Origin of the sequence: Thermococcus gorgonarius (assembly GCF_002214385.1) — an archaeon.
Lineage (GTDB): Archaea > Methanobacteriota_B > Thermococci > Thermococcales > Thermococcaceae > Thermococcus > Thermococcus gorgonarius.
The window spans coordinates 1,356,029-1,371,190 of the sequence record NZ_CP014855.1 but is presented as its reverse complement, the minus strand read 5'-3'; the positions used below and the strand labels follow the sequence as shown (position 1 = coordinate 1,371,190).

At 51.9% G+C, this 15,162-nt stretch carries 14 protein-coding genes and 1 other RNA gene; 11 read left to right on the top strand and 4 right to left on the bottom strand.

Annotation, left to right across the window (positions count from 1 at the left end; all coding sequences use genetic code 11):
- Positions 1-88: 88 nt before the first annotated feature.
- The 8 genes from A3K92_RS09490 to A3K92_RS07590 all read left to right on the top strand — a co-directional run bounded on the left by A3K92_RS09490 (position 89) and on the right by A3K92_RS07590 (position 9,396).
- Positions 89-2,563, top strand: a complete 2,475-nt coding sequence (locus tag A3K92_RS09490; protein ID WP_088886066.1) for an ABC transporter substrate-binding protein — start codon at positions 89-91, stop codon at positions 2,561-2,563.
- A gap of 186 nt (positions 2,564-2,749) precedes the next feature.
- Positions 2,750-3,799 (top strand): ABC transporter permease, encoded by a 1,050-nt coding sequence (locus A3K92_RS07620; RefSeq protein ID WP_088885688.1) that lies wholly within the window; start codon positions 2,750-2,752, stop codon positions 3,797-3,799.
- 11 nt (positions 3,800-3,810) lie between these two features.
- On the top strand, positions 3,811-5,265 hold the full coding sequence (locus A3K92_RS07615) for an ABC transporter permease (RefSeq protein ID WP_088885687.1): 1,455 nt from the start codon (positions 3,811-3,813) through the stop codon (positions 5,263-5,265).
- Positions 5,266-5,275: 10 nt separating this feature from the next.
- On the top strand, positions 5,276-6,235 hold the full coding sequence (locus A3K92_RS07610; RefSeq protein ID WP_088885686.1) for an ABC transporter ATP-binding protein: 960 nt from the start codon (positions 5,276-5,278) through the stop codon (positions 6,233-6,235).
- A gap of 10 nt (positions 6,236-6,245) precedes the next feature.
- Positions 6,246-7,253 carry an ABC transporter ATP-binding protein gene (locus tag A3K92_RS07605; RefSeq protein WP_088885685.1) on the top strand — a complete coding sequence of 336 codons (1,008 nt, stop codon included), beginning with the start codon at positions 6,246-6,248 and terminating at the stop codon, positions 7,251-7,253.
- A gap of 30 nt (positions 7,254-7,283) precedes the next feature.
- A complete protein-coding gene (locus A3K92_RS07600) occupies positions 7,284-7,748 on the top strand; it encodes a hypothetical protein (protein WP_088885684.1) in 465 nt (154 codons plus the stop codon).
- Position 7,749: 1 nt separating this feature from the next.
- Positions 7,750-8,514 (top strand): NAD+ synthase, encoded by a 765-nt coding sequence (locus tag A3K92_RS07595; RefSeq protein ID WP_088885683.1) that lies wholly within the window; start codon positions 7,750-7,752, stop codon positions 8,512-8,514.
- Positions 8,515-8,523: 9 nt separating this feature from the next.
- Positions 8,524-9,396, top strand: a complete 873-nt coding sequence (locus tag A3K92_RS07590) for an EamA family transporter (protein WP_088885682.1) — start codon at positions 8,524-8,526, stop codon at positions 9,394-9,396.
- On the opposite strand, the gene glnA is transcribed toward A3K92_RS07590, so the two are convergent.
- Entirely contained in the window at positions 9,393-10,715 is a 1,323-nt protein-coding gene (gene glnA, locus A3K92_RS07585) for a type I glutamate--ammonia ligase (protein WP_088885681.1), read from the bottom strand. The two genes, A3K92_RS07590 and glnA, sit on opposite strands and share 4 nt — an antisense overlap.
- 219 nt (positions 10,716-10,934) lie before the next feature.
- Here glnA and A3K92_RS07580 point away from each other — a divergent pair, with 219 nt between their 5' ends.
- From A3K92_RS07580 to rnpB, 3 genes are all read left to right on the top strand, one after another.
- Positions 10,935-11,345 carry a DUF61 family protein gene (locus A3K92_RS07580; protein WP_088885680.1) on the top strand — a complete coding sequence of 137 codons (411 nt, stop codon included), beginning with the start codon at positions 10,935-10,937 and terminating at the stop codon, positions 11,343-11,345.
- 5 nt (positions 11,346-11,350) lie between these two features.
- Positions 11,351-11,644, top strand: a complete 294-nt coding sequence (locus tag A3K92_RS07575) for a hypothetical protein (protein WP_088885679.1) — start codon at positions 11,351-11,353, stop codon at positions 11,642-11,644.
- A gap of 46 nt (positions 11,645-11,690) precedes the next feature.
- Positions 11,691-12,012: RNase P RNA component (gene rnpB, locus A3K92_RS07570), an RNA gene on the top strand.
- 1 nt (position 12,013) lies between these two features.
- Here the strand turns inward: rnpB and A3K92_RS07565 are convergent.
- From A3K92_RS07565 to priL, 3 genes are read right to left on the bottom strand one after another with little or no spacing between them, the layout of a single operon-like run.
- Positions 12,014-12,865: a DMT family transporter gene (locus A3K92_RS07565; RefSeq protein ID WP_088885678.1), complete on the bottom strand. Its 852-nt coding sequence runs from the start codon at positions 12,863-12,865 to the stop codon at positions 12,014-12,016.
- Complete coding sequence (gene priS / locus A3K92_RS07560; RefSeq protein ID WP_088885677.1) at positions 12,862-13,902, bottom strand: DNA primase catalytic subunit PriS; 1,041 nt, start codon at positions 13,900-13,902, stop codon at positions 12,862-12,864. The genes A3K92_RS07565 and priS overlap by 4 nt, the downstream gene beginning before the upstream one ends.
- Positions 13,886-15,079 carry a DNA primase large subunit PriL gene (gene priL, locus A3K92_RS07555; RefSeq protein ID WP_088885676.1) on the bottom strand — a complete coding sequence of 398 codons (1,194 nt, stop codon included), beginning with the start codon at positions 15,077-15,079 and terminating at the stop codon, positions 13,886-13,888. Before priL ends, priS begins: the two co-directional genes overlap by 17 nt.
- Positions 15,080-15,162 lie beyond the last annotated feature (83 nt).

The following is a 15,162-nucleotide window of genomic DNA, read 5'->3' as shown; positions in this document are numbered from 1 at the left end:
AATACTTAAAAGGGTTCGGATGTATAATCTAATGCTGCCATAGCCTATAAAAGGCAGACGTGCCAAAAACAGAAGGAGGCAGTTGAATATGAATAGGAAAGTTCTAGGCCTGTTTGTCATGGGCCTAATGTTGTTGAGTACTTTCTACATAGCAAAGCCAGTGAGTGCAACCACACCCAACAATGAGCTCAAAATAGCACAGCTGGCCTCAACAGGTGCCCTCTTTATGGGCGTCTTCAACCCGGCTCCAGGTGGAGGTCTCACCGACGTTTACACCCTCAGGGTCTGGCAGTTCCTCAACGATCCAGCACTCATTTGGGGTGCGGATGGAGTCCCGCACAACTACAGGTGCCAGGTTGTTAAGGTTGACAGGAACGTTCAGGTTCCCAACGATGCCATCATATACAACTCCACCAAAAAGCAGTGGGTTGCCGCTTACGCCGGCGACACCGCCAAGACTGCCGTCACCTACAAGTGCGGCCTCGGTGAGTGGCATGACGGCCATAAGATGACCCTCGCTGACATAATGTTCGGCATCGCGATGGACTTTGAGTGGGTCACGCAGGATAGTGAGAACGACATGTACTACGACGACACCTGGGACAGCTGGGCGGGCGACACCATCAGGCAGGTTATGGGTGTCAAGGTCAGCGAGCTCACCGACGACTACGTCACCATCACCCTTTACCAGGACTACGACTTCCCGATCAACGACATGTACACCGCAGACAACTACGTCCCGTACGCTGCAATACCCTGGCAGCTCTACTACACCATGAGTGAGATGGTCGCCAACGGCGTTAACGGTAAGTCCTTCTCATGGAGCACCCAGCCGCAGAACGGCTACCAAATAGACATGATCGCCCCGGACCAGATGCCGTACTTCAAGGCCGAGGCTCAGAAGCTTGAGGGCCAGGGCCTCCCAGTTTACCTCAGCACCCTCAAGGACTGGTTCCAGCAGTGGGGCATTGACTCAGCTAAGGCAGGTCTCACTGACGACGCCGCCAAGGCCGGGTTCACCGCCATGATCCAGTGGATTGACAAGCACAACAACGCGATAATCAGCAACGGTCCGTACTACCTCGACACATACAAACCGAGTAGCATGTACCTCAAGCTCGTTAAGTTCACCGGGAAGAGGGTCAACTTCATGGACAAGACCATTACACTCCCAGACGGCACCAAGAAGCCCATCCCGTTCGATGCCAACTTTGATCTGATCGAGGTTTACGGTGTAACCAACGAGGACACCGCGATCCTTGAGGTTGCAAAGGGCAACTACGACTTGTACTGGTACGAGGAGCCCGGCTACAAGTTTACTGGAATCCTCGCTCAGGGTTACGGCGACAAGGTTCAGCTCATCAAGACCATCGGTACCTTCTGGAGCGTGGTCTTCAACCCAGTTCATGACGACAACAACCCATACCTCATCACCGTCGGTGACAAGGTCTACTTCAACCCGTTCGCCATCAGGGAAGTCAGGTATGCCATGAACTGGCTCATCAGCAGGAACTTCATAGTTCAAAACATACTGAAGGGCAGCGGCGGTCCGATGTACGGCACCCCGACCAGCGGTTCAGTCGTCCCGTACCAGAACGTCGAGGTTGTTGCTCAGGCCCTCGGCATGACTGCCCAGGGCGATGAGGCATACGCCCTCAAGCTCATCGACGATGCCCTCAACAAGGCCGCCAACAGCCCGTACCTCCAGGGCCACACCCTTGAGAAGAAGGACGGCAAGTGGCTCTTCGACGGCCAGCCGATACAGATTAACATCATAGCGAGGATTGAGGACGACAGGCTGCAGGAGGGCCAGTACCTTGGCACCATCGTTGAGAAGGCCGGATTCAAGGCCAACGTTCTCCAGTGGGACAGGAAGAAGGCAGTTCACACCGTTTACATCACCGACCCGAAGAGCTACGAGTGGAACATGTACACTGAGGGTTGGGTCGCGAGCGCCTACGCCCTCTACCCAACCTCCAGTGTCATCCAGTACGACGTGTGGTATGCTCCGGGTGTCGTTGGCTGGAGCTACACTCCGGAGACCACCGTTGAGGATCTACTCAAGCAGGTCGGCAACGGCGACGTGAACGCAGGCGCCAAGAAGCTCGGGCTCAAGTACTACACCGGCGACAAGCTCCAGGAGATACTCAATTGGACCAACACCCAGGTGGGCCCGCTCATATACAACAACAAGCTCGAGTACAACAACAAGATCTACACGGTAACCAGTGAGGACCAGTTCTGGGACCTCTACAAGCTTGGTGAGGGCATGCTCATGATGGATGCCCTCCGTGTCTTCACCGTCGAGCAGTGGAACTTCTTTGAAGTTAGCAAGTCAGTTAACGTCGGAATAGCCGACCCGCTGACCGGTCTGGCCTCAACAATGGCCATTAGGTCCCTCAGCAAGGCCCAGCCCACTCCGTCCAGCAGCTCAAGCTCAACCAGTAGCACTGCCTCAAGTAGCAGCTCAACCAGCAGTAGCAAGAAGGGAACCAGCATCTGCGGTCCGGCGGCTATTATAGGCCTCGCCATCGTACCACTCCTCCTAAGAAAGAGGAAGTGAACTTCTTTTCTCTTTTTTCTATTTGTTTTTCTCGTGTCTTTGCAAGAATCTTCTGAAACTTTCCCTAACCCAACGTGGCATTCTGGCGAATGTGTACATCTGTGCATATTTAAGGGAAAATTATATAAAACTTTTACACGATTGGAAACCTTAGCAGATACTGAATAAGCGGATGGAGGTATGACTATGGGATTTGGAAGGTACCTCGCGTACAGACTGTTCAATGCGGCGTTAATTTTGTTTTTTGTCGTGTTGCTAACGTCCATACTCTTTGTCAAATTGGCAGACGTTACACTGCAGTCTCAGATCCAAGAAACCGTTCAAGCTGAATGGAATGCGTACGCCCAGCACCACCCCGGTTCAAATGTTAATCAGAGCGAGTTTATAAAAAAGAGGATGGAGTACTGGATCAACTACTATGGCCTCAACAAACCCTACAGAACTAGGGTCTGGCAAACCACAATTAAAACGTTAAAGTTTGACTTTGGCCAGACCAGACAGACGATTTTTGGTACCAGGGATGCCAGTGAAATCATCAAGATAGCCCTTCCGAGAACAATCCTCCTATTCACCACAGCACAGATAATCGTTATCCTAATAGGTATCCTCCTGGGTGTTAAGAGCGCTCAGAAACCGGGAAGCACTGTGGACAGGACGATCTCTGTCTTGGCAATGATCACCGCAAGCCTTCCGATGTGGTGGTTTGGAATGGTCATGATCCTCATCTTTGCCTTCAAGTTAAGCTGGTTCCCCGTTAACTCCTTCCCAGACCCCACCCTCACGGGATTGGCGCACATTAAGGACGTCATGTGGAGGATGGTGTTGCCCGTTATTACCATAGTTACCGTTCTCTTTGGAGGATGGGCTTGGACAACCAGGAACATCATGATAGGAACAATGCAGGAAGACTTCATCATGGCAGCAAGGGCCAAGGGCGTCCCAGAGAGGAAGGTTATTTACGGGCACGCACTCCGTGCCGCAGCGCCACCCATAGTCACGATGACCATCTTCGGCCTCCTCGGTTCCCTCGGCGGAGCCATCATCACCGAGGCCGTTTTCAACTGGCCGGGAATGGGTAGGTTGTACTGGATTGCCCTCCAGCAGAACGAGACTACACTCATAGTTGGCCTCACCTATATATTCACCCTGCTGTACCTGACGGCAATGATACTGGCCGACCTCGCATACGCTTTCCTCGACCCGCGTGTTAAGGTCGGTGCATCAGCCAGCATGTGAGGTGACGCGAAATGAGATGGGTTGATCTGAAGGATAGCATGAAGAGCTTTTGGAACGATTTCAGGAGGGAGAAGTCCGGAATGTTCGGGCTACTCCTCCTCATCCTCCTCCTGTTTACTGCACTTTCTGCTCCGTTCATTACGAGTCCGGACATACCCCATAAATGGAAAACGTACTGGCTGGAGAATCCACAGAATGCGCCGCCGGCGTGGATCAACTACTTCTCCTCAACTAAAAAGGCTCCTCATGTCATCTATACCTACCACGACCTTCATATAACAGAGAGCAAGGACCAGTTCGGAAACACCGTTTACAGCTTTGAGATTCCTTACAAATACCAGTACGACGAGCCTGTGGACGATATAGTCATCTTCAAACTTTTGTCCAATGCATCATCCCCCATGGACGCCCCGCACATCTCTATAGCCCTCAAGAGACCAGTCCAAAACGGATACAGCAGGGTAGTTCCGTTGCTGATCGATGAACCTGTTTCCTCAAACGCCACCATTCAGCTGTCGACCAACACACAGGTTAGGAAGAACGTTATTAACTGGCTCAAGCAGAACAAAGTTAATATTGAGCCCACCCTGGAGTTCCAGCTCCTTGCCACAATGGACACCATGAGGTACCTATTCTCCCAGATACAGCCTAATATACAGGACATGATGAACAAACCCAAGCCCCTTCACGGCACGTACATCCTCATGGTTAACGTAACCTCAAAGCCAGGCATCTCTGTGAACTTCAACAACATTGAGATAGTGTTCAAGGGTAGGACTTACGGCATCATGGGAACAGATGACCGCGGCAGGGACATCTGGATCGGGCTTATATGGGGGAGCAGGGTCTCATTGGCCATAGGTATTGCGGTTGCACTGCTCAGCGTTCTCATAGGAATCTTCTATGGAGTTACTAGTGCGTACCTCGGAGGCTGGAAGGACGAGTTCCTGCAGAGGATTAACGAGTTCGTCGCATCAATCCCAACACTGCCGATCCTTATCCTCCTTGGTGTTTACTTCGGCGGGCACATCATGCTCTGGCAGCTTGTGCTACTGTTGGTAGCCTTCGGATGGGTTGGCATCTCAAAAGTTGCAAGGAGTATGGCACTCCAGATTAAGGAGCAGACGTACATTGAAGCCGCGAGGGCACTTGGTGCCGGAACCGGCAGAATAGTGTTCAAGCATATGGTACCCCAGCTCCTGCCTTATGCCTTTGCCCAGATTGCTCTGGGTGTTCCGGGGGCCATCCTGTCAGAAGCTTCACTCAGCTTCCTGGGCCTCGGTGATCCCAGTCAGATCACGTGGGGCCAGATGCTCAATGAAGCGCAACGTGCTGGAGCCGCAGTCAACGGATACTGGTGGGAGGTCATTCCGCCCGGACTGGCGATTACTCTCGTTGGTCTAACGTTCGTCCTTATCGGTGTGGCGCTTGACAAGGTACTCAACCCGAGGCTTAGGAGGATTTGAGGTGGTAGAAATGGCTAGAAACGTGCTCGAAGTTAAAGACCTCAAGATGTATTACTTCACCAACAAGGGAGCTGTTAAGGCCGTCGACAACATCACGTTTAACCTCAAGAAGGGCGAAGTCCTCGGACTTGCCGGTGAGAGCGGTTGCGGCAAGTCCTCCCTTGGCTTTACCCTTTTGGGCATGCCGACTCCCCCAGGAAAGATCGTTGATGGCAGCATAAAAATTGAGGGAAGGGAGATAGTAGGTCTCCCGGAAGACGTTCTTAGAAGGGAAATCCGCTGGCAGAAGATATCGATGATATTCCAGGGTGCAATGAACGTCCTCAACCCGGTTTATACCGTCGGCTATCAGATGATAGAGCCTCTTCTGTACCACACGGATATGAGCAAGGAGGAGGCCCTCGACAGGGCTCAGAAGTACCTCGAGCTCGTTGGTCTTGACCCCGAGATAGTTTACCGATATCCCCATGAACTGAGCGGTGGAATGAAGCAGCGTGTCGTTATAGCAATGGCTCTGCTTATGGAACCCAGCGTCGTCATAGCTGACGAGCCTACCACTGCCCTTGATGTCGTCGTCCAGGCTCAGATCATTAACCTGATGAAGCGCCTTAAAAAGAAGCTTAACCTCTCGATGATCTTCATCACCCACGACCTCAGCATCCTCGCTGAGATAAGTGACAGAGTGGCTATCATGTATGCAGGTAAGATCGTTGAGATAGGAGACAGTGAGAAGGTCTACTATGAGCCGGCTCATCCGTACACCCAGAAGCTCCTAGCAGCCATACCCAGGCTTCATGAGGACGTTGAGAAGCTGGAGTTCATCCCTGGACAGCCACCCAACCTCATTAACCCGCCGAAGGGATGCCGCTTCCACCCGAGGTGTTCATATGCTATGGACATTTGCCGCCAGCAGGAACCCGAGCTGAAGGAAATTGATAAAGACCACTACGCTGCATGTTGGCTGCTGTGAGGTGTGAGAGATGGCCGAGCCGATACTTAAAGTTGAGAACCTTAAGAAGTACTTTCCGCTTAAGAGAGGTCTCCTATCTGCTCTTAGAGGAGAACCTCAGAGATTCGTCCATGCAGTCGACGGTGTGAGCTTTGAGGTCTACAAGCAGCAGGTCTTTGCCCTAGTGGGTGAAAGCGGTTGCGGTAAGTCCACAACTGGAAGACTAATAGTCAAGTTGCTTGAACCGACCGATGGAAAGATATACCTTGAGGGTCAGGATGTTACCCAGATAACAACCAAGGAGGAGATACTGGCCTACAGAAGGAAAGTTCAGATGATATTCCAGGATCCCTTCGCCTCACTTAATCCACGCTTCAGAGTGTTTGACATACTTGAGGAGCCGCTTCTCATTCACGGCATCGGTGAGACAAGGGCAGAGCGTGAGGAGCTCATCTACAAGGCCCTTGAGATGGTCAAGATAACTCCGCCTGAAGACTACGTCAGCAGATTCCCGCACATGCTCTCCGGTGGTCAGAGACAGCGTGTCGCTATAGCAAGAGCCCTTATCCTCAACCCAACCTTCATCGTCGCAGACGAGCCGGTTTCGATGCTTGACGTGTCAATCCGCGCTGAGATTCTCGAGCTCATGAAAGAGCTGAAGGAGAAGATGGGCGTTACGTACCTCTACATCACCCACGACATGTCCACCGCGAGGTACTTCGCCGACTGGATGGCGGTCATGTACCTAGGAAGAATAGTCGAGATGGGCCCAGCGAAGCGCGTTATCGACAACCCGCTTCACCCCTACACCAGAGCTCTCCTGGCGGCCGTTCCAGAGCCGAAGCCTGAGAGGAGGAACGTTATCAAAGAACTTCCGATCAAAGGTGAGGTTCCGAGTGCTGTCAACATCCCATCAGGATGTCGCTTCCACCCGAGATGCATCTATGCTCAGAAGGGACTCTGTGACGTGGAACAGCCCAGACTGATAGAGTACGAGCACAACCACTTCGCTGAATGCCACCTTGTTGGCAAATTCTGACCTTTTTCTCATTTATTCTTGGTGGTTGCCATGAAGAGTGCCAAAAAGATACTCTTTTACAAGCCGGTAATAATTGGCCTAGTTTTTCTTTTCGTGGCGTTGATAATGTCACTTATTGGCCTTCATAGTTCTGTTGTTGAGTACACCCACTCCGATTCTCTCGGGCCAGGAAACTATACGCTTGGAGATTCTTCCTTTGAGAACAGTTATCTTGGCTACAACCGTACCCTCATTCTGTCATCTAACAACGCATCGGTGGTTGTTATCGAGAACGACGTGCCGACTCAGGATATAAACGTAACATCCACCGTCACGCTGAACCTCAGGGGACGTCCTTCCATTGAGGTCTTTTACGGGGAGCTGAACTACACCTATAAGGCCAAGGCAATTAGTTACCCCTATTCGAATCTTGCTATTCCGGGGTTTATCTTTATGATTGCTGGGACATCCTTAATAATCGCAGGGTACGTAAGCCTTAACTCGAGGAGGGATTGATTTGAGGAGTCTCGACTACAACTCGGTGCTTCAGACCCTCATTAACTTTATTGAAAAAAGAGTGAGTGAGGCCAATGCTTCAGGGGTTGTACTCGGTATCAGCGGCGGCATAGACAGTGCAACAACGGCCTATCTGGCAGTAAAAGCCTTGGGGAAGGAGCGGGTTCTTGGCCTGATAATGCCCTACTACCACAACAGGGATGTTGAGGATGCAAGGCTTGTGTGCTCTTCCCTTGGAATCGAGTGCAGAGAAATAAACATAAAACCCATCGTTGACTCCTTTGTTTCTCACCTCGATTTCCAGCCCGACAAGCGCTCCCTCGGCAACATAATGTCGAGAACGAGAATGGTTCTGCTGTATGCCCACGCCAACCAGCTAAACCGCCTCGTCCTCGGAACGAGCAACAGGAGTGAGTTCTTAACAGGTTACTTCACCAAATGGGGCGACGGTGCCAGCGACTACGCTCCACTGATAAACCTCTACAAGACTGAGGTATGGGGGATTGCAAAGCTCTTAGGCGTCCCTCAGAGGATAATCGAGAAGAAGCCAACTGCCGGTCTCTGGGAGGGCCAGACAGACGAGGACGAGCTGGGAATAAGCTACCGCCTGCTGGACGAGATACTTTGGAGACTCGTTGACTTAAAGATGCCCAAGGAGGAAATCGCCAGGGAACTTGGGGTTCCACTTGAGAGGGTCGAGTACGTTGAAAGCCTGGTAAAGAAAAGCGAGCACAAACGCCACCTGCCCCTCGGGCCGACCTTCTGAGGTGATCTGATGAGACGCGGCTACCTTTTTGTTTTTCTGGCCGCAAGCATGTGGGGAACCCTCGGAATATTCGCCAAGTATCTCGATGGCTTTGGCCTGAGCACCTTCACTATGGTCTTCTACAGGGTCCTCTTTGCTGTCTCCATTCTGGCGGTGTACCTCCGGCTCAGAGGCATCGGTTTCTCCATCGAGCGCTCCAGGCTGAGGTTCTATGCTCTCTACGGCTTCTTCAGCATATTCTTATTCTACACCCTCTACTTCTACACGGTCACAATATCTTCCGTCTCGTTTGCCGTCCTCTTGCTCTACACGGCGCCGATCTACTCGATAGTCCTGGGGAAGTTGATCTTCGGAGAAAAACTGACTGGAGAAAAGGTTCTCGCGCTGTTCCTTGTGATGACGGGCGTCGTTCTCGTCAATGGAGTGAACGGCGGCTTCTCGACTAAGGCCCTCCTCTTCGGCCTCCTGACCGGTTTCACTTATGCCCTTTACGGCGTCCTCGCCAAATTTGCGGTGAGGAACGAGGAGCCTGAGAAGGCCCTCTTCTACACGCTCCTCTTCGGCCTCTTTTTCCTGCTCCCCTTCACGGACTTCAACGTTCCCGCGGGGGCGGTTCCCTACCTCTTCGCACTGGCCTTCTTCCCGACGTTCCTCGGCTACATCCTCTACAACCATGCCCTGAAAGAGGTCGAGATCAGCAGGGCGAGCATAATAGCAACCGTTGAGCCTGTCGTGGCGATAACACTCGCGTTCCTCCTCTTTAGGGAGACGCTGAGTCCCAGGCAGATACTCGGTGCGGCCCTCATAATCGGTGGTTCCATAATAGTCCATGCCAGGGAGAAAGAGGGGCCGGAAGAAGCGGCCCTTGAAGAGACCCATTAGACGTAGAAATACCTCTCAAGCTCCCACTCGGTCACATTTTTCGTATCTTCCGGCAGACCCTTGGATTCAAGGTACTCCGTGTAGGCCTCCCACTCGGCCTCCTTGTACTTCATGAAGTTCTGGTAGGCGTCTCCGAGGGCTGTCTTAACGACTTTGTCCTTTTTCAGCTCTTCAAGTGCTTCTCCAAGGCTTCCTGGAAGGGTCTCGATGCCGAGCTTTTCCCTATCTTCCTCACTCATTTCGTAGACGTTGGTTTCTACGTATGCTTCCGGCTCTAGTTTTCTCTTTATTCCGTCGAGTCCCGCCATCAGTATGGCCGAGAAAGCGAGGTATGGGTTGGCACTCGGGTCCGGACAGCGATACTCTATTCTCGCTCCATTGCCACGGAAAGCCGGGATGCGAATCAGTGCACTCCTGTTCCTGTAGCCCCAGCTTATGTAGACCGGTGCCTCGTAACCTGGAACGAGGCGCTTGTAGCTGTTCACAGTCGGGTTTGTGAGCGCTGTTAAAGCCTTCGCATGTTTCAGGATTCCCGCCATGAAGTGCAACGCCGTCTCGCTAAGCCCTTCTTCCCCGATGAACGCGTTCTCCCCGCCCTTCCAGAGGCTTATGTGGAGGTGCATTCCGTTGCCCGGAAATCCGTAGAGGGGTTTTGGCATAAAGGTGGCGTGAAACCCACGCATCTCCGCTATGGACTTGACGATGTACTTGAAGCTCACTACATTATCAGCTGTCCTAAGGGCCTCGTCATAGCGGAAGTCGATCTCGTGCTGGGCCCTGCCTACCTCGTGGTGGAGCACTTCTGGAACGAGGCCAAAGGATGGCATGTAAAGTGCTATCTCCCGCCTCAATTCCCTGGCCTTGTCGAGCGTAACTATGTCGAAGTAGCCACCGCTGTCCGGGAGGTGGAGCTCCCAGGTTCCGTTTTTCTTGAAAAGGTAGAATTCCGGCTCGGGCCCTATGTAAGCTTTGAAGCCCTCCTTCTCAAGTTTTTCAAGGGTTTTCTTTAAAATCCCCCTGGGGTCAGCCCAGTAGGGTTTTTCGTCCTTGTAGATGTAGCCGTAGACCCTTGCTATCCCTTCCCAGGGGACCTCTGCGTACGTGCTGGGATCGGCTTTGAAAATGAGATCGCTGTCCTCTATCCCCTGGAAACCGGGTATGGAGGAACCGTCAAAGGGAATACCGTCTTCAACGGCTTCTTCATACCTTCCTATTGGAACCTCCATCCCCTTTGGAACGCCGTTTATATCCACGAATATGAGCTGGAGGAACCGGAGGCCCTTCGTGCCAACCCCGACGAGTTTTGCACTTTCGTTCATTTTTTCATCACCTATTTTGTATATCCATTGAATATTAACGGTGTTTAGTGCATGGATTTTCAAATTTAACTCTTTCTCTTAATTTTTTGTCAAAATGACTAAACAGGCCACGGGTTGAGAGAGATTTAGTCAAAAATGTAAAATGGCCTGGTATTTTTTATTAGACTTAACACCAACTTGCCTACCAACGTTTTTCAGGTGGGGCGTGTAGGTTTAAACATGCCAACCGCAGAAGACTTGTTGAAGAAAGAAATAGTGAGGATAAACCTCCACCTTCCAAGGCGCAGGGTGAGTCTCTACGACCTCTTGGAAAGGGGCATCGACCACGTTGTGCTGAGGGATGGGAGTAAACACTACTTTAGAGAATCCGAGCTGGAGTACCTCTCCGGTATACTGGATGAGAAGGAGAAAATGTCCCTACGGCTCCCGATAATCCTCGAGATCAACACCGTGGACAGAGGCTATTTCCGGGTCAGAGGGAAGGTTGAAGTAAAGGTCATTGAGGTTGTTTTGGGTCAGTTTGATCCCATGGATGAGAAAACTGAAGGGAGGTACCCCCGCTACCTTCTTCCGAAAATAAGAAAAGTTCTTCCCACCACAACAACCTACGCCTTTATAGCGGAGCCGTGATAGGTATGGTGGACGAGAAAAAAGTGCTCAGGGACTACTACGTGTTCACGATACCTCAGGTTTCAGTGTTCGCCGGTGCAATTCTAGGAATACTTTTCATCCTCGGGCTGAAGGTGGAGTTGGTCCTCGGACTCTTCTCCGTGATCTACGGGATTATGCTCACCGTAATTCATCTGGTTGTCTATCCTCACTTCAAGTCCAACCCCCTGTACCGTTTTGGCTTGGCCTTTTCAGTTGTTCTTTTGATAACCGGGATTTACTTGGTTGCCCTCAGTATTAACCTGTTTTCTTCGGGCTGAGGGGGAACCAAAGGTTTTTATCGGGCCTTTAACTTAATTCCACTGGGCGAGGGGGTCGGGGGCTCTCGGGGTGCTCCCGAGGAAGTTCCGCCCACCGCACCGGGGCCGCGGTGCCGCAAGGCACCGGCCGAGAGGCCGGGCAACGGCGCAGAAACGACACGGCCTCCGGGGGATGTGGATGACGCGTGCGAAGGGCCCGGCGACGGTGCCCGAGCTAACCCGCGGACTATCCCGGAGGATGCGGTGAAACGGCCGTCCCGCGGGGTGCAAGGCCGAGAGAGGGGCGATGAGTTCCCGGTGTGAGCCCCGTGGTAGGCCGCTCAGTCGAATGCCCCCTTGATACAGAAGGCGGGCTACGGCCCCCTCGCCTCACCTTCTACTCAAAATGTCCAAAGCAGAGGCGAGGAGTATGAGGGCGCCCCCTATTGCCGTTGTTACCCCGGGAACCTCACCGAAGATAATGAAGGCGTAAATGACTGCACTCAGAGGGTCAAGGTAGCTGAGCAGTGCTGCTTCTCCGGCCTCGACTTCTTTCAGCCCTTCCATGTAGAGGAGGAGAGCTAGAAACGTGTGCACCAGTGCGATTATACTCACAACTCCGAGTGCGCGGGGGGTTAGCGAGAGGCCCCTCAATGCAACAAGCGGGGCCAGCACTAGAGTGGCGAAGAAGAGCTGGAAGAAAGTAAGGGCATCGCTTTCCACGTCCCTCAGGTGCCTGCCCAGGAGGGTGACCAGGGCGTAGAAGAAGGCCCCCGCAAGGGCGAAGAGTATTCCGAAGAAGTCCCCACTGGAGAGCGAAGGCTTCTCTTGGAGACCTATCATGAGGGCCCCGAGGAAGGCCATCCCCACGTAGGGGAGCCTTCCCTTAATGTCCTCCCCGAGGAAAATGCCTGCAAAAAGGACGACGATGATCGGGGCGAGGTAGTATATCAGCGTGGCCTTGGCTATCGTTGTGTGCAGTATCGCCGAGAAGAAGAAAACCCAGTTCAGTGCCAGTGCCAGCCCGAGGAGAAAAACGAAACCAAGTTTTGGTCTTACGCTTGAAAACGCTTTGCTCAGCCATCCGCGCACCATCAGGGAGTAGCCGACGAGGAAAATGGCACTCCCCATAAGCACCCTCATGAAGGCCAGGCTGAGCCCATCTAGGGTCGAAAAACGCGCGAATATACCAACACTCCCCCAGATGAGCATGGAAGCGGCTATTTTAATCTCTCCGTTCATATGCTCTCCCCGTGTTCTTCTGTCCATTGCCGGTAAGCTTCCCTTACTTCCCCCCGCCTGAACTCAGGAACGGCATCTTTAAACGGGTCGAACTTTTCCAGTTTATCCTCCTCTTGACCTATGTATGTAGTCACGAAGCCGACTTTTGAGTGAAGACTGGATGGAACCCTTAGAATTCTCTTTACGTCTATTGTTACCTTTCCATCAAAGTATGCCTTTGAAAAGGTGCTTGACAGCGCGAAGAGTTTTAGAATCCCCTTCTGCCCTATCCCCTGTGGAAAAGCCGTGAGAAAGGCATTTTTAACGAACCCTTCGTATAACTCTTCTCTTTTTTCTAGGAGGCTCTCAATTTGGTTTTTTCTGAGGCCGATGTTTCTCAGGTGGTTTTCGTTTATCCTTCTTATAAAATACCCAAACCTCAGTCGAAACACCCTAAAATAGCCGCTTGAGAGCATTATTCTCCTGCTTTGAAGATCCTCAAAGGTTATCTCTTCGGCGGCGCTAACGTACGTAAGAATTTTCTCCCTTGCCTTGTGGTCCAGATCCAGGGCCCAGTCATCCAGAATGCGGATGTGATACCCCCTCCCCGAGTAGACAACGTGAACCTCCTCGAATCCGAAGTCCTCCTTCAGGATTACCAGTGTGTCCCTTGCCAGCTCTTTGGCGTCTTCAAGACACAACGGACAAACCTGGCCCGAGGGGTGAATGTGCAGGCACCTCCTCAGGGGAAGGTCTTTTGCATCTATGTCGAATACCAATTCCGCCCCAATCCAGCCCTCCATTTCCCGTGGATCCTCGTACAAGGCAACACTGGAGAAGATGGCGTAGGGGGACGTTGCTTTGACGTAATCCTCCAGATCCCTTATGTCTGAAAAGGCGTTTTTCCTGTCGTTCGGCCCCTCACCGGTGTGATCAAAACCGAACTCTCTCTCCTCTAGGGTCTCCACAATAAAGTCTGGCAGTTTCTTTGCGCTCCATTCTTTCGTGTAGTACTCTCTTCTCTCCTCCGGCGTTGCTTCCCTAAAGAGCTCGCTCACCTTCCTCACCTTCTCCCTTTTTCCTCTCGTAGTAAAGTCTCCTTAGGTAGTAGGTCAGCGGATTCTTTATCCCCCGGCAGTATCTGTCCGGCTTGCAGAGCTCTGGGGCGTTTGCCCGGATCTTATCGCAGTTCGGCGGGAAGTACCAAGTGGAGTTGCCGCTGTCCTCCAGGGATGGACTGTCGGTGTAACCGAAGCCGAGATGGTACCAGATGTTCTTTACCTCGTTCGGCTGATCCTCGAACAGGGGTGGCTTGCAGCGATTTCCCGCCTCTATTATGATGGGCAGTATCTCTTTTTCTATGACCCCCATGTCCTTTACGCAGTCTTTGATCCTGATGTCTCTCCTCGGGGGGTTTGGACAGATTCGGGCGTAGCTCAGGAAGCTCGTTAGTAGGACTGTTATAGCGTAGTTTCTCATTCCGCTTCCCACTCCGGAGAGGGCCTTTTTAATACACGGTGGAAAGAGATCAAAGCGCAGTGGCTGGGCTCCAACTGAACCCATCTTCTCAATTCTTTCCTTGAATCTTTCTTGGGCAAGTTCCCTCAGCTTTTCATATACTTCGGTGTAGAACTCGGGGAGGTCGTCCCTTATCTCATAGAGCAAGTTAACGGCTCTTTCAAGGTTTCTCTCGAAGTGCTTCTTCCACAGGTCTATCACGTCGCTCCTTTTCAGGTACACCCAGCTGTTCCGTATATACAAGTCCTTCAGGCTTCCATTCCACAGTGGGAGGAAGTGCCTCAGCCATATTTTGTACTCTATCCTCAGCTTTCTCCTTTCTTCCTCCGCTATTTCCCTGTGTCGGAGCTTTTCCAGGATTAGGCGGTCTTTTTCTGGGACCTCGCCTTCTCTGACTATCCTTATTGGGAGGGAGAGTTTTTCCAGGCTCTGACTCCCCTCAATCCTTTTTAGGTATATGGCCATGTTCTTCTCCTTTACGAGCTCCATTTCGAAGCCGTAAGGGGAGTGAGCGAGAGCCCCTAGAAGAGCGTAAAATTCCATTAAGTCTTTCCAGCCCTCCATTGAAACAAGCTCATTGGGGATATTCCCTTCCCATGTAACTCTGCTCATGACGTCGCTTATTTCAACGTAACGCGGAATCTTTTCAAGAAACTCTTCGATCCCACCGAAGTCCTGGATTATTTTCCTGGCCTCTTGACCGAATGGGTCAAGCATGTGATTGCACCTGTAGTGGATGGGGTTTGTTCGGATAAAACCCTTTCGGGGAAAAGCTTAAATATTCACTTCTACTCATATAT